This is a genomic window from Amycolatopsis sp. Poz14 (genome assembly GCF_006704225.1).
GTDB lineage: Bacteria > Actinomycetota > Actinomycetes > Mycobacteriales > Pseudonocardiaceae > Amycolatopsis > Amycolatopsis nivea.
Map to the genome: position 1 here is coordinate 7871781 of NZ_JACLHD010000001.1, position 17437 is coordinate 7889217.

At 70.5% G+C, this 17437-nt stretch carries 12 protein-coding genes; 1 reads left to right on the top strand and 11 read right to left on the bottom strand.

The window, feature by feature from the left end; translation table 11 throughout:
• Nucleotides 1-67: 67 nt before the first annotated feature.
• From FKO37_RS36500 to aspS, 3 genes are all read right to left on the bottom strand, one after another.
• The gene (locus FKO37_RS36500; protein ID WP_238607462.1) at nucleotides 68-1255 is read right to left on the bottom strand and encodes a phosphotransferase; all 1188 of its coding nucleotides are present in this window, start codon (nucleotides 1253-1255) and stop codon (nucleotides 68-70) included.
• A gap of 69 nt (nucleotides 1256-1324) precedes the next feature.
• Nucleotides 1325-2266 carry a DUF389 domain-containing protein gene (locus FKO37_RS36505; RefSeq protein ID WP_037818991.1) on the bottom strand — a complete coding sequence of 314 codons (942 nt, stop codon included), beginning with the start codon at nucleotides 2264-2266 and terminating at the stop codon, nucleotides 1325-1327.
• A 52-nt stretch (nucleotides 2267-2318) separates the two neighbouring features.
• Nucleotides 2319-4115 carry an aspartate--tRNA ligase gene (aspS, locus tag FKO37_RS36510; RefSeq protein ID WP_238607463.1) on the bottom strand — a complete coding sequence of 599 codons (1797 nt, stop codon included), beginning with the start codon at nucleotides 4113-4115 and terminating at the stop codon, nucleotides 2319-2321.
• A 243-nt stretch (nucleotides 4116-4358) separates the two neighbouring features.
• Here aspS and FKO37_RS36515 point away from each other — a divergent pair, with 243 nt between their 5' ends.
• Nucleotides 4359-4532 (top strand): hypothetical protein, encoded by a 174-nt coding sequence (locus FKO37_RS36515; protein ID WP_238607464.1) that lies wholly within the window; start codon nucleotides 4359-4361, stop codon nucleotides 4530-4532.
• Between the two features lie 289 nt (nucleotides 4533-4821).
• Here FKO37_RS36515 and FKO37_RS36520 read toward each other — a convergent pair whose 3' ends face one another.
• The 8 genes from FKO37_RS36520 to FKO37_RS36555 all read right to left on the bottom strand — a co-directional run bounded on the left by FKO37_RS36520 (nucleotide 4822) and on the right by FKO37_RS36555 (nucleotide 17382).
• A complete protein-coding gene (locus FKO37_RS36520) occupies nucleotides 4822-6747 on the bottom strand; it encodes an intein-containing Rv2578c family radical SAM protein (protein ID WP_238607465.1) in 1926 nt (641 codons plus the stop codon).
• A 76-nt stretch (nucleotides 6748-6823) separates the two neighbouring features.
• Nucleotides 6824-8254: a Si-specific NAD(P)(+) transhydrogenase gene (gene sthA, locus FKO37_RS36525; protein ID WP_167754279.1), complete on the bottom strand. Its 1431-nt coding sequence runs from the start codon at nucleotides 8252-8254 to the stop codon at nucleotides 6824-6826.
• 22 nt (nucleotides 8255-8276) lie between these two features.
• The gene (locus tag FKO37_RS36530) at nucleotides 8277-9590 is read right to left on the bottom strand and encodes a glutamine synthetase (protein ID WP_238607466.1); all 1314 of its coding nucleotides are present in this window, start codon (nucleotides 9588-9590) and stop codon (nucleotides 8277-8279) included.
• Complete coding sequence (locus tag FKO37_RS36535; RefSeq protein ID WP_238607467.1) at nucleotides 9587-11380, bottom strand: IucA/IucC family siderophore biosynthesis protein; 1794 nt, start codon at nucleotides 11378-11380, stop codon at nucleotides 9587-9589. Before FKO37_RS36535 ends, FKO37_RS36530 begins: the two co-directional genes overlap by 4 nt.
• Entirely contained in the window at nucleotides 11377-12669 is a 1293-nt protein-coding gene (locus FKO37_RS36540; RefSeq protein ID WP_238607468.1) for a lysine N(6)-hydroxylase/L-ornithine N(5)-oxygenase family protein, read from the bottom strand. Before FKO37_RS36540 ends, FKO37_RS36535 begins: the two co-directional genes overlap by 4 nt.
• Nucleotides 12666-14150, bottom strand: a complete 1485-nt coding sequence (locus FKO37_RS36545) for an aminotransferase class I/II-fold pyridoxal phosphate-dependent enzyme (RefSeq protein WP_238607469.1) — start codon at nucleotides 14148-14150, stop codon at nucleotides 12666-12668. The genes FKO37_RS36540 and FKO37_RS36545 overlap by 4 nt, the downstream gene beginning before the upstream one ends.
• A gap of 253 nt (nucleotides 14151-14403) precedes the next feature.
• Nucleotides 14404-16506 (bottom strand): S9 family peptidase, encoded by a 2103-nt coding sequence (locus FKO37_RS36550; protein WP_238607470.1) that lies wholly within the window; start codon nucleotides 16504-16506, stop codon nucleotides 14404-14406.
• Between the two features lie 21 nt (nucleotides 16507-16527).
• Entirely contained in the window at nucleotides 16528-17382 is an 855-nt protein-coding gene (locus FKO37_RS36555; protein ID WP_238607471.1) for a PPK2 family polyphosphate kinase, read from the bottom strand.
• Nucleotides 17383-17437 lie beyond the last annotated feature (55 nt).

Below are 17437 nucleotides of genomic sequence, written 5' to 3' on the forward strand. Positions count from 1 at the left end.
GAACCCTGACGGAATCAGAGTCAATGAGGGTGGCCCTCACGGAAAGCGGCGAAGGGGGCGCGCGGGGTCAGCGGAAGGCTGGGTAGAAGGCCAGGTCGGCGTGCGGGCCCAGGCGGGCGGCCAGGGCTGCGGCGACTCTGGTGGAGTGTTCGGCGACTTCGGTCAGGCGCGAGTAGCCCGCGTGCCTTGCCAGTTCACGCCACCAGGTGACCAGGGCTGCCTCGCGGCTTACTGGGGTTGCGTGCCTGCTCAGGTTCAGGTGCGGGAGCAGTTCGCGGGTGATTTGCCAGACTTGCAGCATTTCGCTGATGGTGAGTTGCTTCGCCAGCTCGACGTCGTCGGCGAAGGACGGCCATACGTCGACGATTTCGGCTCGCCAGGCGGCGATCATCGCTTCGCTCATGCCTGCGGGGAGCGCCATCGCGCGCGGGTCCGACACGAACGGCAGCCGCAGGCAGGAGGCGTCGACCAGGGCGGTTCGGACCCGGCCGCGTTCGAAGTCCAGGAAGCGGACTCCGGAGCCGGTGACCAGGTTGTTTTCCGGGGCCAGTTCGACGGGGCTGAACGCGCGGAAGGCGGCCGACCGGGCTTGGGCGACGGCTTCGGCGATGCGTTCGCGCACTGCTTCCGGGACGGGCACGTCCAGCAGTTCGGACAGGAGTTCTTCGACGTCGTCGGCCAGGCCTGCCAAGCCGTCGTTGTCGGTGCGCACTGGGCCGCCCAGGCGGCGCAGCAGCGCGTTGAAATCGGCTTCGCGGCTGGCGGTGCTCGCGTGCAGGCGGCCCAGCGAACGGGCCCACGAGAGCAGTGCTCGCTCGGCTGCGCGGGAGTCTCGGGCGGCCAATTTGTCTCGCAGGGTGGGTGCGCGGCCCAGATCCTCGATCACCAGCACGCGGTCGCCGCCGTCGTGGGCCAGGAGTTCCGGGCACATCCGCTCGTCCGGCGCCAGTGCCGTGAACAGCTGGTAGCTCACGGCTTCCTGGGCGAACGGGTCGACCCGGCCGGGTTCCGGCGGGTCCGGGTAGTGCTTGACCACCAGGGTGCGCGGCAGAGCGAAGGAGGAAGACACGACCCGTGCCCGGACGACGGTCGCCGGGCCGCTTCCGGAGAGGTGTTCGGGCGAGACCAGCGTGATCGCGCTCCCGAACCGGCGCGTGAGCACCGCCTCGCCCGCCGCGACGGCCGCGGCGACTGCGAGTTCCCCGGCTTCCGCCCGGACTCCAGCGTCGCCGGCGGAGGAGGTGTCGACTGTCATTGTCACCGACCCTACTCGTGACTGAGCAACCATGACCACAACGTTCCGGGCGCCGGGACGCGCCCGGAATCACCCACGGGAAAGCGGACGCAGCAACGCGTCGGAACGTTGCTTGCGTCGGCGAACTATCAGCACAATGGCCGCAGCAAGAACGATTCCGAAGAGGTTGACCAGCAGCTGCAGCACCGAAAAACCGGTCCGGTCCCAGCGTCCGGCGACCGCCGCGACCATGGCGTAACCGGCCGCGGGGACCGTCGTCACCGAAATGAACACGCCGACGAGCGCGGCCGATTTCGCCGACGTCATCGCGAGCATTCCGGCCGCCCCGGCGAGCAATGCCACCACGAACGACGCGGGTCCGACCTGATACACGAAATCGACCTGATGGTTATTGACTATCGCGTGCGGATCGAAAAGACCGGCCGAGCTGCCGAGCAGCACTCCGAGCAGCGTGATCGCCATCGACACCGGGAAACCGACGGCCAGCGCGACCCCGGCCCGGCGCACCAGGTCCCAGCGGCGCAGCACCATGCCGACCGCGATCGCGGCGAGCGGGCCGAACTCCGGGCCGACCACCATCGCGCCGACGATCGTCACCGACGAGTCGGTCAGCACGCCGACCGCGGCGAGCAGGCACGCGATGGCGAGGAACGCCTGGAACGTCGCGTTCCACCGCGACTCCTCGCCGGTGCGGCCGAGCAGCTCCTGCCACACGACCGCGTCCGCGCCTTCGCCGGGAGCGGCTTCCTCGGCCGCGTCGGCGGCATCGGACAGCGCTGTGTCCAGCGATTCCATGGTGATGCCGCCGCTGCGGTCCAGACCGAGCGCGCACAAGGCGTCGACGATGTCGTCGGCCGCCTCCCGCGCGACGTCCGCCTCGATGAGGTCGCCCTCGGGCGAGACGGACGCGCCGCGGTGCACGATCAGGTGCGCCGCGCCCGGGTGGGTGCGCAGCAGCTCCAGCGTCTCGTCAGTGCGCTCCGGCGGGCAGATCGCCCTGAGGTGCAGCACTAGCTCACCCCGCCCCGCCAGCCGCCCTCGACGGACCCGCTGTGCGCGGCCACTACTTCTCCTGTGCGGCAGCCGGTTTGTTCTGCGGGACCGCCGGTTTCGCGTCGATCCCGGCTTCCTTGCGCTGCTGGGCGGTGATGGGCGCCGGCGCGGCGGTGAGCGGGTCGTAGCCGCCGCCGGTCTTCGGGAACGCGATCACGTCGCGCAGCGAGTCGGCCTTGGCCAGCAGCATCACGATGCGGTCCCAGCCGAACGCGATGCCGCCGTGCGGGGGCGCGCCGAACTGGAACGCCTCGAGCAGGAAGCCGAACTTCTCCTGCGCTTCCTCCTCGCCGAGGCCCATCAGCGCGAACACGCGCTTCTGGACGTCCTCGCGGTGGATACGGATCGAGCCGCCGCCGATCTCGTTGCCGTTGCAGACGAGGTCGTAGGCGTAGGCGAGCGCGCTGCCCGGGTCCTGCTCGAACTTGTCGATCCACTCCGGGGTCGGCGAGGTGAACGCGTGGTGCACGGCGGTCCACTTGCCGGAGCCGACCGCGACGTCGTCGCCGATGTCCTCGACCGGCGCGAACAGCGGCGCGTCCACGACCCACACGAACGACCAGGCGTCCTCGTCGATCAGGCCGAGCCGGCGGCCGATCTCGTCGCGCGCGGCGCCGAGCAGCGGCTGAGCGGCGGAAACCTTGCCCGCGGCGAAGAAAATGCAGTCGCCGGGCTTCGCGCCCGCGGCTTCCGCGACGTTCGCGCGCTCGGTCTCGGACAGGTTCTTGGCGACCGGGCCGCCGAGCGTGCCGTCTTCGTTGACCAGGACGTACGCCAGGCCCTTCGCGCCGCGCTGCTTCGCCCACTCCTGCCAGGCGTCGAGCTGGCGACGCGGCTGCGAAGCGCCGCCCGCCATGACGACCGCGCCGACGTACGGGGCCTGGAACACGCGGAACGGCGTGTCCGAGAAGAAGTCGGTGAGCTCGGTGATCTCGAGGTCGAACCGCAGGTCCGGCTTGTCGGAGCCGTACTTCGCCATCGACTCGCGGTAGGTGATCCGCGGGATCGGGGTGGCGATCTCGTGGCCGATCAGCTTCCAGAGCGACTTCACGATCGCTTCGCCGACCGCGATGACGTCGTCCTGCTCGACGAAGCTCATCTCGATGTCGAGCTGGGTGAACTCGGGCTGGCGGTCGGCGCGGAAGTCCTCGTCGCGGTAGCAGCGGGCGATCTGGAAGTAGCGTTCCATGCCGCCGACCATGAGCAGCTGCTTGAACAGCTGCGGCGACTGCGGGAGCGCGTACCAGGAGCCGGGCTTGAGCCGCGCGGGCACGAGGAAGTCGCGGGCGCCTTCCGGGGTGGAGCGGGTCATCGTCGGCGTCTCGATCTCGACGAAGTCCTGCGCGTGCAGCACCTCGCGCGCCGTGCGGCTGACCTCGCTGCGCAGCCGGATCGCGGCCGCCGGACCGCTGCGGCGCAGGTCGAGGTAGCGGTACTTGAGCCGGACCTCCTCGCCGACGTCGACCCGGTCGTCGATCGGGAACGGCAGCGGAGCGGCCTCGGACAGCACTTCCAGCTCGGTGGCGAGCACCTCGATCTCGCCGGTGGCGATGTCCGGGTTCGCGTTGCCCTCGGGCCGCTTCGACACCTCGCCGACGACCTTCACGCAGAACTCCGACCGCAGCGCGTGCGCGCGCTCGGCCATCTCGCCCTCGCGGAACACGACCTGCGCGACGCCGCTGGCGTCCCGGAGATCGATGAAGATGACTCCGCCGTGATCGCGCCGCCGCGCCACCCAGCCGGTGAGGGTGACGGTCTGACCGGCCTGCCCGGCACGCAGAGTGCCGGCTTGATGAGTGCGGAGCACTGCGACTGCTCTCCCTAGGTCCACGAGATTCGGGTGCGGCGGGTGCACGGGGTTGAGCCGAACACGCATTTCGCCGGATACAGAGGCTAACGAACTCGGTGTCCGGGGGTGCGGGCAGGTTTGGGTCGGGGCGGCGGGGGCGGGGTTCGGGTCGGTGGACGGCTGGCACGGCCGGGGCGAGGTTCCCCTGGGCGATGCGGATGGCTTGGGGCGACGGGGGCAGCGCGGGTCGGGAGTGTCCGCTTGACGGAGACGGCTCCGGCTCGTCGGGGCAGCCCTGCTGGCGCGAGCCGGGCGGGCAACGCGGGCGCGAGACTCTCCGAGGCCAGCAAGCCTTCGGCTTGGACCGTGCCGCTCGGCCAGGCGGCAGCGCTGCTGGCGCGAGCCGAGCAGGCAGGACCGGGCGAGACTCCCTGAGGCCGGCAAGCCTTCGGCTGGGACGGCTCCGGTTCGCCGGGGGCGGGTCTCGAGCGCTGCTAGGTCAAACCTCGCTGACCAGGCAATGCGAGAGGCGAGAAACCCCGGAGTCAGCGCCCGCGACGCCGTGGACAGCTCGGATTCGCAGGAACGGGAGCGCCGACGCAGGGGTGACGCGGACTGGTCGGGACCGTAGCGCTGGAGTTCAGGCGGGTGCGGGTGAGCGGACTCGCCGCAGTCTGCACCCCGGCGAGGCTGGACCAGGACGTTCCCGCGAGCGCCGGGCAGGTCACAGAAGGCGCAACTGCTCCGCCTCCCCCACCCGTTGTTCAGGCACCTCCGCGTCCGGCGAGTCCCGTTCCGTCCGAGTTTCCGAATGCGCCCTGGGGGCTCGCGGGTCCAGACCGTGCCGCCGAAGCAATGGGGCTACCACTGTGCCCAAGCGTTCCCGATACCCGCGGTCGACGTAGCTTCCTCGGGCGTAGAGGCGGCGGTATCGCGGTGCCAGCTCGGGGTACTCCCGCTTCAGCCACGCGGCGAACCACTCCCGCGCGCCCGGCCGGAGGTGCAGGGGCAGGACTGTCACCCTGGTCGCCCCGGCTTCGGCCAGTTGGGCGAAAAGCAGGTCGAGGGCCTCGGGCGAATCTGTGAGGTACGGCAGCACCGGCGCGACCATCACCGAGCACGGCAGACCCGCCGCGGCGGCTTTGCGGATCAGGTCCAGTCGGGCTCGCGGGGTCGGGGTGCCAGGTTCCAGGCGGCGTTGCAGGTCGCCGTCCAGCAGGGCCAGTGACACGGCAAGGTGGACTGGGACGTCCTTGCCCACCGATTCCAGCAGGGGCAGGTCGCGGCTCAGCATGGTGCCCTTGGTGAGGATCGACAGCGGGGTTCCGGAGTCGGCCAGTGCGCGGATGATTCCGGGCATCAGCCGGTAGCGGCCTTCGACGCGCTGGTACGGGTCGGTGTTCGTGCCCATCGCGACCGGTTCTCGTTGCCAGCTCGGCCGTTTCAGTTGCGCGGCCAGCACTTCCGGCGCGTTGACCTTGACCACGACCTGCGTGTCGAAGTCCCGGCCGGCGTCGAAATCCAGGTACGTGTGGGTGTTCCGGGCGAAGCAGTTGTGCGACACCATCCCGTCGGCGATGAAATCGCCGGTGCCCGTCGTGATGTCGAACAGCGGCAGCTCCAGCCCCGTCGGCGCGACGGTCGCGACGGTGCGCCGGACTCCCCCGATCACGGTGCCGTCCAAGGAGCGTTTCCACTCGACGGCCGGGTCGACCAGGTGCAGGAACCGCAGCACCTCGCCGGTGCCGCCGGTGAGGCGTGCTTGCCTGCGGCCGGGGTGCTGGCGGTGGCCGACGGTGTCGTAGCTGAACGAGAACCGGTCCAGTGCGGCGAACAGCATGTCCACCACTTCGTTCTCGTCGTGCGCGATGGAGAGCGTGCCGCGCCGGTAGCCGCCCGCCAGGTCGAAGAGTCCGGCCAGGAAACCGCGCGCCCAGTGCGCGTCCGGTTCGCGCGGGATGCGCATGAAGCCCACTGACGAACCGAAATCCGGCAGATACGCCAGGGCTCGCGCGGCAGCGTCCGATTCCGCGGCGAAACCGCCCGAGCGCAGCATTCCGCACAGGTACCCGGCGCGGTACCCGAGCGTGTCGTCCGGCGTGCGCGTGAACCGGCCGCCGCCGACCAGTTCGGTACCCGGTTCCAGGTGCGGCCGCTGCGCGGTGCCGAGTTTGCTGCCGGTGACGTATTTCCAGCCGCGCGAGCTGAGGAACCGGTGGTCCGGTCCGGCGACGATCCGGGTGCCGTCGTCGAGCGTGACGCGGTACGCCGGGCGCACCGTGGTCCAGTGCGCGAGCACCTCGGTGGGCACGAGCCTGCGCGCGACGCCGTGTCCGCGCGTGCCCATGATCCGGTCGCCCACGCGCAGCTCGGCGATCGGCTTCGCGCGCCCGTCGGCCATCAGCACCGGCGTGTCGCCTTCGAGGCAGTACGTGCACGCGTGCGAACACCCGCGATACGGATTGACCGACCACCGGAACGGCACCGCGGACGATTCGGGCACCCGGTTCAGCACGGACCGGGCGCGCACCTCGTGAAAGGTGACGCCGCCGAACTCCGGCGCGCGCACCGAGCGCACCACATCCCCGAAGGCACCGAGACCGGGGAGTGCCGGCTCCTCCTTCCCCGCTCGCAACTGTTCCCAACGCACCCCTACAGTCGAACACATGTTCTAAAGCACTGTCAAACATATGTTCGAACACCCCTCGAACGAGCGAGGTGCGGGTTCAGCCGCCGAACCGCTCCAGCGCGCGGATCTTGTTCGTCGCGTCGAGGGCAGCGACCTTGTACGCCTCGGACAGCGTCGGGTAGTTGAAGACCGCGTCCACCAGGTAATCCACTGTCCCGCCGCAGCCCATCACCGCCTGGCCGATGTGGACGAGATCCGTCGCGCCGGTGCCGAAGACGTGCACTCCCAACAACTTCCGGTCCGCCGTCGACACGAGCAGCTTCAACATCCCGTAGCTGTCCCCGGAAATCTGGCCGCGCGCCAGCTCCCGATACCGCGCGATGCCGACCTCGTACGGCACCGAAGACGACGTCAGCTGGGCCTCGGTCGCGCCGACGTACGAGATCTCCGGGATCGTGTAGATCCCGATCGGCTGCAACGCGCCGATGTCGTTCGCCGGTTCGCCGAACGCGTGGTACGCGGCGAGCCGGCCCTGGTCCATTGACGTCGCCGCGAGCGCCGGGAACCCGATCACGTCGCCGACCGCGTACACGTGCTCGACCGACGTCCGGTAGTGCTCGTCGACCTCCAAGCGCCCGCGCCGGTCCGCGGTCAGGCCGGCGTTCTCCAGCGCCAGCGCGCCGGTCATGCCCTGCCGCCCGGCCGAGTACATCACCGCGTCCGCCGGGATCCGCTTGCCGCTGACCAGCGTCGTCACGGTGGCGTCGTCGGAGACCGCGACGTTCGCGACCTTCTCCCCGAACCGGAACGTGACGCCGAGGTCGCGCAGCTGGAACTTCAGCGATTCCACGATCTCCGGATCGCAGAAGTCGAGCATCTGATCGCGCTGCTCGACGACCGTCACCCGCGAACCGAGCGCGGCGAACATCGACGCGTACTCGATCCCGATCACCCCCGCGCCCACCACGACCAGCGAGGACGGGATCGCCTCCATCGCCAGGATCTCGTCGGAGTCGAGCACGCGCGCGGCGTCGAAGTCGACGTGGTCCGGGCGCGCGGGACGGGTGCCGGTCGCGATCACGACGTAGTGGCCGGTGATGGTGCGCCGGTCGCCGCGGTGTTTGCCGTCGACCAGGACGGTGTGCGGGTCGGCGAACGAGCCGATGCCGCCGATCAGGTCGACGTGGTTGCGCAGCAGCTGCGCGCGGACCACCTGCACCTCGCGCCCGATGACGTGCTGCGTGCGCGCCATCAGGTCCGCGATGGTGATGTCCTGTTTCACCCGGTAGCTCGCGCCGTACAGCTCGCGCTGGTTCATCCCGGTCAGGTACAGCACGGCTTCGCGCAGCGTCTTGGACGGGATGGTGCCCGTGTTGACGCACACGCCGCCGACCATGTCGTGGCGGTCGACGACGGCGACTTTCTTCCCCAGTTTCGCCGCCGCGATGGCGGCTTTCTGCCCTCCCGGGCCCGAGCCGATGACGATGAGGTCGTACTCGTATTCGCTCACGGACCCGAGCCTGCGCATCCGCGCCGGTCGGCGCAAGTCCTCACGAGCGCAAGGCACCCCGGCGGCGGTGCAGATCCGTGACCGATCCGAGCGCGGCGTCGAGCTCCTCACGCAGCAACGCGGCCTGTTGCGCGGCGACGTCCTCCCCCAGCAACTCCGCGAACCGTCCCCTCTCCAGCAGCGCCAGTGCCTCCCACGGCGACGACGCCAGCTGTCCGCTCAACGCACCCGCGTCAGGCGGCGACAGCTGTTCGGCCAGGCCAGCGGTGCCCGCGGCGATCAATGCGGCGACGACGAGGTGCGGCTGGGCGTCCGCGCCTGCGAAGCGGAACTCCAACCGCGGTGCGGAGGACGTCCCGCACAACCGGACCGAAGACGTCCGGTCGTCCGGTCCCCACCGCAGTTCACGCGGCGAAAACGGAGCGGTACGCAGCCGGACGTAGCTGTTCCACGTCGGCGCCCACACCGCGGACAACGATCGTGCGTCCCGCAGCACTCCGGCCAGAAAAGCCCCCAGCGCGAACGGAAACCCGACCGGTCCGTCCGAAGTAGACAGTGACAGATGGACGTGGCACGAATTCCCCTGACCGGGTTCCGGCGCGGCGAGGTAGTCGGCTTGCGCACCGTGCTGGGTGGCCACCCGCCGGGTCACCGTCTGCAGCAGCAACGCGTCGTCGCAGGCCGCGAGCGCGTCGCGATGCCGCAGGACGACCTCGTACTGCCCCGGATGACACTCCGCCCGCGCCGATTCCACGCCGAGACCGGCCGTCGCCGACCGCAGATCCGCCAGCAGCGGGGCGAGCCCTTCCGTGCCGCCGAGGGCGTAGTCCACGCCATGCCCGGTGAGCGGATCCCCTGCCAGGTCACGGAAAACCACCTCGTGTTCGATTCCGATCGACGGAACCAGCCCGTGCTCCTCCAAACGCGCCAACTGCGTCCGCAACACCGTCCGCGGCGCGAGCCCAGCCGGTTCGCCGGACGGAAACTCCGCGTCCCCGACCACCGCCCACGTCTGGTCGCCGAGCGGAAACGCCGTCGCCGCGTCGAGCTGAACGCGCAGGTCGCCGAACCCGCCGAGATACGGCTTCAGCGCACCGGTCTCCGGCAGCGGCTCACGCTCCGGAGTCCAGGCGAAGACGTAGCTGCACACGCCGTATCCGCTGTCCACCACTTCGGCGGCGAACGGCGCAGCCAGCTCGACGGCCGCGAACCGCGCGTGCGGATCGGGCACCAAGAGCACCAGCCGAGCACTGTCCTCGGCGAGCACTCGACGGAGCACCTCACCCGCCGCCGTGCCCGCCTCGGCGCGCACGGCCAGCGACCTCGGCCCGACCGGACGGTCGAACGGACTCACCAGGCACCGTCCGGATCGGGCGCGTGCAAGGGGTTCGGCACGCGACCCCAGCGGACGTCGAACTCGTCGTCGCGTTCCACCTTGTCGAAGCCCTGTCCAGCGAGATGTTCGCGGTTGAGCGTGACCCGCTCGACGTCCGGCGCGAACAACCGGCAGGCGTCGAATCGCTCGGCCACCTCGGGGTTTTCGTCGCGGTAGCGGCCGACGACCTCGCGCACCAGCGCCCAGAAGTCACCGCGCGCCAACCCGAGATCGTCCAGCAGGACTTCCGCCCAGAACCGCAGCTGCCCGGAGAAAACCGAGCTGAACAGCGACTGCGCGAGCAGGTGCGCGGGCCAGCGCAGCATGTCGGCGGCGGCGTCCGGCGGCAGATCCGCGTAGCAGGGCAGTTCCTCGTCCAGCAGGTCGACGCCCTGGGCGAAATCCTTGATCGCGATGCGCAGCGGGCGGCCGTCCGCGTCCACCACGAGCACGAGATTCTGGCCGTGCGGGCAGAACCCGACGCCGTACTGGAGCAGCCAGTGCAGCAACGGCGTGAGCAGCAGATCGAACAGCCTGGACAGCCACGCCTCCGCACCGTCGCCGGACTGCGTGATCAGCCTGGTCAACACGGTCTCGCCAGCGGCATCGCGGTACGGCAGCGCGGCGAACGAGATCGCCTGCTCCCCCTCGGCGAGCCGGGCGACGAGCGGCTCGCGCCACAGCGCACCGAGCGTTTCGTGGAACCGGTACGGCAGTTCCTCCAGCGAGCCGAACAGCGGATGCTGGACCGACACGCTCGCCACCTCGCCGAGCAACTCGAAACGGTATTTCTCGGACAGCAACGGATCGGCCGCGTCGATCCCGCGCAGCCATTCGGTGACCGACGGCCCGGCAAGCGTCGCCGCGGAGTTCAGACCGCGATAGACGAGCGTGTTGCGCACGGAGACTGCGGTTTTGACGTCGTGGCGGTCTGGCCGGGAGCGGTTGGCGAGGGTCCGGACTGTCTGATGTGGACGGTAGACGTCGCGGCTCTCCCCCAGCTCGGCCATCCGGCCGGTCGCCAGCTCGGCGGCGTAGAGCGTGCCGATGATTTCGTCGGCCTGCCAAGGATGCACCGGCACCCAGACGTAGTCGGCGGGAGCGCCGAGCTGGGCCGTGCGGGCGGTGAACTCGGCGCGGGTCTGGTCGTCCAGCTCCTCGCGCAGCAGGGTTTCCGCGTCGAGCCCGGCCACGCTGCGGAACTGCGCGAGATCCCGGTGCACGGCGTACCAGCGCAACCGGATGTCGGCACCGGATTCGGGCGCGTAACGGGCACGGTCGGGGGCGGAAAACCCGACGCGGCCCTTGTTGAGCACCAACCGGGGGTGGCCGGTGAGGTGCCCGTCGGCGAGGTTGTAGTCCATCGTGGACAGTTCGGCGGCTGTCGGTGCGCGGCGCAACCGGGTTGCCTCGTTGGCGACCGTCGAGGTCAGCTCGGCGAGGACGTCCGCCAACCGCAGACCAGTGAGACCGAGCCGTTCGCGCGCGTCGACGATCAACGTGCGCGGGTCGTCCACCGGAGTCTCCACACCGTTGGCGCTCCGGATTGCGCTGCCGGGCAACACTGTCCACGACTCGAACGCGCCTCGGCGGGCTTCGAAACGGTACGAAACGGCGTCGGGCAGGTCGAGCTGCCAGCTGCGGTGTCCGGCCCGCGTCGGTTCGCCGGGCTCCGGCACCAGCATCGCTTCGTAGGACAGCTCGCCGAGCATTTTGTGCGTGACGAGCGAGCCAGCGGCCCGCCAAGCAGCGTCATCGGTCAGGGTCACAGGTCCTCCGTCTGGTCGAGGCCGAACGTGGTGAACGCCGTCCGCTCGGGCAGGTCGTACACCGGTTTTCCGCATACCGCGTTGAGAATCGCCGCCGCCCGCCACGCGCCGAGGCCGAGATCCGGCGCGCCGGGACCGTGCGTGTGCCGTTCCGCGTTCTGCACGAACAACGGCCCCAGCACGTCGAGTTCGACCCGATAGTCAGCACCGATCACGAGCCGCCCCTGCGCATCGCGGCGGACCGCTTCGCCGAGCCCCTGCAGCAACGGCCCGATCGGCGTTTCCGCGTACCCGGTGGCAGCCACCACCGCGGACGTCCGGTGCGTCGCGGTCGTTCCTTGCTGGACATGGCGCAGCCCCAGCTTGATCCCGTCGCCGACGGTCGCGGACACCACCTCGACGCCCGGCGTCAGCACCGCGCCCGGCCAGCCGCCGCCGATGCTCCGGCGGTACAGCTCGTCGTGGATCTCCGCCATCGTCTCGGCGTCGATCCCTTGGTACAGCTGCCATTGCGTGGGGAGAAGCTGGTCCCGGACCGCTTCGGGAAGGCCGTGGAAGTACGCCATGTAGTCGGGAGTGAACTGCTCCAGGCCGAGCTTCGAGTACTCCATCGGCGCGAACGCCGGTGTCCGCGCGAGCCACCGAAGACCGTCCACAGTGGATCGTGCACGCAGCAGATCGAGAAACACCTCCGCACCCGACTGCCCGGAGCCGACCACCATCACCGAATCCGCAGCGATCAGCTCAGGCCGATACGTGAGGTAGTCCGCGGAATGCAGCGCGAGCACGTCAGGCGCGGAAACCAAGGGCTGCAACGGTTCCGGCACGCTCGGCTGCGTCCCGACGCCGAGCACGACCGCCGCCGCCAGCACCGGTTCCGCACCCTCGACGGTCAGCTCGAACGCCTCTTCGCGGTCGATCCAGCGCAAGCCGGTGACCTCGTGCCCGAACCGGCACGACGGCAGCCGGGACGCGGCCCAGCGGCCGTAGTCGTCGTACTCGGCGCGCGGCAGATGGAACCGCTCGGCGAAGTAGAACGGCAGCAATCGGCCGCGTTCGCGCAGGTAGTTGAGGAACGAATGGCGGTTGGTCGGGTCGACGAGCGTCACCAGGTCGGCAAGGAACGGCACCTGCAGCGTCGCACCGTCCAGCAGCAGCCCTGGGTGCCAGCGGAACTCGGGACGTGCGTCGAACAGCACGACTTCCAGCTGGTCGAGCGGATCCGCCAACGCGGCCAAAGAGAGGTTGAACGGCCCGATCCCGACCCCGGCGACGTCGTAACGCCTCACGACGCGACCGGGCTTTCCCGCGTGACGCTCGTGCGCAGGTCCGCCGCGACCGTGGCCACCGCGTCGAGCAGCGCGCGGTAGTCGGCGGGTTGGGTGTGCGGATGCAGGAGGGTGAGCTTGAGCCACAGCTGCGCCTCGCCGTCCGGTCCGGTCGGCAACGAGCCGCGACCGATCACCGCCGTACCGTCCTCGAGAAGCGTGCGGCGCACCTGCGCGACCAGCTCGTCTCCGGCCGCTCCGTCCGCCGCCACCGGGCGGAAGACCACTGTGGACAGTTCCGGCGGGCCCCACGACCGCAGCGCCGGGTGGTCCTCGACCATCGCGTGCACGCCCGAAGCGTTGGCACAGCAGCGTTCCACGAGTGCCCCGATCCCGGCCGTGCCGAGCGCGCGCAGCGTGACCGCCATCCGGAACGCGTCCGGCCGCCGGGACGTGCGCAGCGAACGGCCGAGCAGATCGGGCAGTCCAGCTTCGGTGTCGTCGTCGGCGTTGAGGTACTCGGCGCGGACGGTGAGCGCCTGCAGATCGGCCTCCCCGCGCGCGGCGAAGACGCCAGCGGCCACCGGTTGCCAGCCGAATTTGTGCAGGTCAAGCGCGACTGAATCGGCCAGCTCCAGACCGGCGAGGCGCGAGCGAAGGGTTTCGCTGCAGAGCGCGAGACCGCCGTACGCCGCGTCGACGTGCAGCCGCGCTCCGGTCCGGCGGCAGATTTCGGCGATCTCCGGCAACGGGTCGATCCGGCCGGTGTTGGTGGTGCCGGCGGTCGCGACGACCACCGCCTGCGCGCCGAGCGGCCCCAACGCCTCGGCCAGCGCGGACGGGACCATCCGGTCGTCGACGCACGGCACCACGACCGGCGCGGGCAGTCCGAGCAGCCATGCCGCGCGGGCGACGCTGTGGTGCGAATTAGCTCCGCAAACCGGGCGCGTGACGGCGGATTCCCGGGCGAGCAGGAGGCCGAGAAGGTTGGATTCGGTGCCGCCGGAGGTGATGACGGCGTCCGGGCGTGCGGCGTCCGGGTAGCAGAGCCGAGCGATCCCGGTGGCGAACTCGCGCTCGATCTCGCTCGCGACCGGTGCCTGGTCCCAGGAGTCCATCGACGGGTTCAGCGCGGAGGCGACGACGTCCGCGGCGACGGAAACGGCCAGCGGCGGGCAGTGCAGATGCGCGGCGCACGCCGGGTCGCCCGGGTCGGCGGATCCGGCGGCGAGCAGGGCGGAAAGCTCTTCCAGGGCTTGTTCGGCGCCCACCCCGTGCCGAGGGAGCCCGTCGGCGGACTGGGTGCGGGCGAGGGTCGCCGCCACCGCGGCCGGGCCGCCTGCCGGAACCGGACCGCCGCGTTCGGCCGTGCCCGCCGCCATTCCGCGCAGTGCCGCCGGAAGCAGCTGGGCCAGCCGGTCCGCACCGCCGGGGCCGCCCGCGAGCCACTCCGCCGAAGCCACGCCGGACGAGGCCGTCGGCGCTGAGGGCGCATCCGCCATGGAACCGCCTTTCTTAGGGTAACCTTGCCTTACCCTGCGCAACAATACGGATACCCACCGGCACGCTGCGAGCGGGGCCCGCGCGGCAGCAAAACGGCCGGTGCCCCCTTGGGGAGCACCGGCCGTTTCAGGGCAGGAGTCAGCGCGACGGAGCCAGCCCGCGCACCTGCACCGCGAGCACGGGCGTGGTCAGCCCGTTGTCCACAGCGGACTGCATCGGCGAGTCCACGGCATCGTCCGGGATCGGCGAACCTCAGCCCTTCTTCCCGAGGGCGGCCAGTTCCCGGTGAATCCACTCGACCTGGGTGCGCATGAGGTTCTCCGCGACCTCCTCGGCCTGCGGCGTCATGTGCGTCGCGCCCGCGAGCGGCAGGAAGCCGTGCGCGCAGCCCTTCGCCAGCAACGCCGAGGAAAGCCGCAGCGCGTGCGCCGGGAAGACGTTGTCGTCGGCGAGGCCGTGCACGATCAGCAACGCCCGTTCGAGCGAACCGGCACTCGCGATGAGCGAGTTGTGCTCGTAGCTTTCCGGTTCGTCGTCCGGCTTGCCGAGGTAGCGCTCGGTGTAGTGGGTGTCGTAGAGCGACCAGTCGGTGACCGGCGCGCCCGCGACCGCCGCGTGGAACACGTCCGGCCGCCGCAGCACGGCGAGCGCGGAGAGGTAGCCGCCGTAGGACCAGCCGCGGATCGCGACCCGCTCGAGGTCCAGTTCGGGATACGCCGCGGCGGCCGCGTGCAGGGCGTCGACCTGGTCGGCCAGGGTGATGTCGGCGAGCTTGCCCGCGATCTCCTTCTCCCACGCCGGTCCGCGGCCGGGCGACCCGCGACCGTCCACGACCAGCACGGCGAAACCCTGGTCGGCAAGCCACTGCGGGGTGAGGAAAGCGTTGCGGCTCTGGAGAACCCGCTGCGCGTGCGGGCCGCCGTACGGGTCGAGAAGGACCGGCAGCTTGCCCTCGTCGGGCTCGTATCCGCGCGGCAGCACCAAAGCCGCGCGCAGCTGTCGTTCGCCGAGAGTGAGCCAGGTCAGGTTCGGGACGATCTCCGGGTCCACAGTGGACGATTCGATCGACCCCGCCTCGGCGCCGTCCCGCAGCACGGTCACCTTCGGGCCGCTGTGGTCGAGACTCCACGAGGAAAGCACCGTGAGAGCCGCGCTTCCCGAACCGACGTGTACACCGTCCGTCGTGGACAGTCGCCGCACCTTGCCGTCTTCGGTGCGATACAGGTGGATCTGCGTCGGGTCGCTTTCCGAGGCGGTGAACAGGATTTCCTCGCCGACGTGCAGCACCATCCGCAGCTGCATGCCGGGCGGCGTGACCGGTTCGCCGTCCACCAGGAGCCGGTGATCGCCGTCCGCCGCGCTTTCCACCACCAGCTTGCCGTCCGCGGTCCACGCGGGCACGCCCTGGAAGATCTCGACCCAGTGCTCGTCGGTCTCGGTGTGCACCTCGGCGACCGAACCGTCGGATGGGTCCAGCGCGAGCACCGTCAGCCGCTTCTGGTCCCGCGGCTGCACGGCCAGCAGCGGCCGCCCGCCCGCCGACCAGTGCACGGTGACCAGGTACTCCCAGTCGCCTGGCGCCACGTCGACGCGGCTGCCGTCCAGGCTCAGCACGGCCAGCGACACCTCGGCGTTCGGCGAGCCCGCCGCCGGGTACGCCACGACGTTCGCCGGCTGCTGAGGGTTCGCCGGGTCGCCGATCGTCCAGCGCGGCACCGGGCCGCGGTCCGCGCGCTCCACGATGACGCTGCGCCCGTCCGGCGCCCACCAGTAGCCGCGCGTGCGGTCCATTTCCTCGCCCGCGATGAACTCCGCGAGCCCCCAGGTGACGTCCTCGTCGTCCTCGCCCACGAGCACGCGGTCTTCGCCGGTCGCCAGTTCGATCACGTGCAGCCGCCGCTCGCGCACGTACGCGACGTGCGTGCCGGTCGGGTTCGGCCGCGGGTCGATCACGGACCCATCGACCAGAATGCGCGTCTCGCCGGTCGCGAGGTCGAGCGTGTACAGCTTGCCCGACAGCGTGAACGTGACGACGGTGAACGCGTCGTCCACGCCGAAGGCCACCACGCCGCCGCCGGTCTCCCGGGCCCGTTCGCGGCGCGCCCGCTCCTCCGGAGGCAGGTCCTCGTCGCCGGACACCAGTTCGGCCGCGTCGATCAGCTTCGTCTCCTCGCCGGTCGCGAGGTCGAACGACCACAGGCTGTGCCGCGGGTCGGTACCGGTGGCGCTGCGCAGGAACAGCACCCGCGAACCGTCCGGGGCGACCCGGAACTGCTTGGGCGCGCCGAGAGTGAACCGCTGGGTGCGGGCCTGCTGGCGGAGGAACGGAACGTCGTCGAGTGCAGAATCGGTCACGACCAGCACTCTTTCAGATGATCAGCCGGACACGCCAACACCCTGCAGGGCAGCTCGCTGCTCTTCGACGTCATAGGCCGGCTCCGGGAACTGCGGGTCCATGTCCGTCAGCGTCTCGACCAGCAGCTCGGCGACCGCCCAATTCCGGTACCACTTGCGGTCGGCTGGCACGACGTACCACGGAGCGTGCGCGGTCGACGTGCGCTTCAACACGTCGGCGTACGCCTTCTGGTACGCGGGCCACTGCCGTCGCGCCTCGATGTCCGACGGGTCGAACTTCCACCGCTTCTCGGGCCGGTCCAGCCGCGCGGTGAGCCGGCGAAGCTGCTCCTCCGGCGAGATGTGCAGGAACACCTTCACCACGGCGGTGCCGCTGTCGGTCAGCTCCTTCTCGAACGCGTTGATCTGCGTGTAGCGCTTCCGTCGCTCGGCCGCGGGAAGCTGGCCGAGCACGCGCGGCACGAGCACGTCCTCGTAATGCGAGCGGTCGAACACGCCGAGGTGGCCCGGCGACGGGAGCTTCTTGCGGATGCGCCACAGGAAGTCGTGCTTGAGCTCGGCGGCCGTCGGCTTCTTGAACCCGGCGTACTGCACGCCCATCGGGTTCACCAGGCCGAGCACGTGCCCGACGGTGCCGCCCTTGCCGGAAGTGTCCATGCCCTGCAACACGAGCAGCACGCTGCGGGCGCCGCCGCCGATGCCCTCCGCGTACAGCGCCTCCTGCAACCCGGCCAGCTGTTCCCCGGCGGACTCGAGTTTCTTGCCGCCCTTCGCCTTCTTTTCCGGCCCCACCGGCGACGAAGCCGGGTCCGGCAGCTCGCCGCCCGCCCGGAGCGCGTCGCGGACCCGGTTTCCGTTCTGCTGCTTCTTCGCCATCCCGGGACGATAACCGCGGGCACTGACAATCCCGGGGACCTCTCCGCCGGTGTCA

Bases quoted from the DNA above. Each gene is read 5' to 3' on its own strand.
- FKO37_RS36545 (WP_238607469.1), bottom strand. From the start codon at position 14,150: ATGGCGGATGCGCCCTCAGCGCCGACGGCCTCGTCCGGCGTGGCTTCG.
- FKO37_RS36500 (WP_238607462.1), bottom strand. From the start codon at position 1,255: ATGACAGTCGACACCTCCTCCGCCGGCGACGCTGGAGTCCGGGCGGAA.
- FKO37_RS36555 (WP_238607471.1), bottom strand. From the start codon at position 17,382: ATGGCGAAGAAGCAGCAGAACGGAAACCGGGTCCGCGACGCGCTCCGG.
- sthA (WP_167754279.1), bottom strand. From the start codon at position 8,254: ATGCGCAGGCTCGGGTCCGTGAGCGAATACGAGTACGACCTCATCGTC.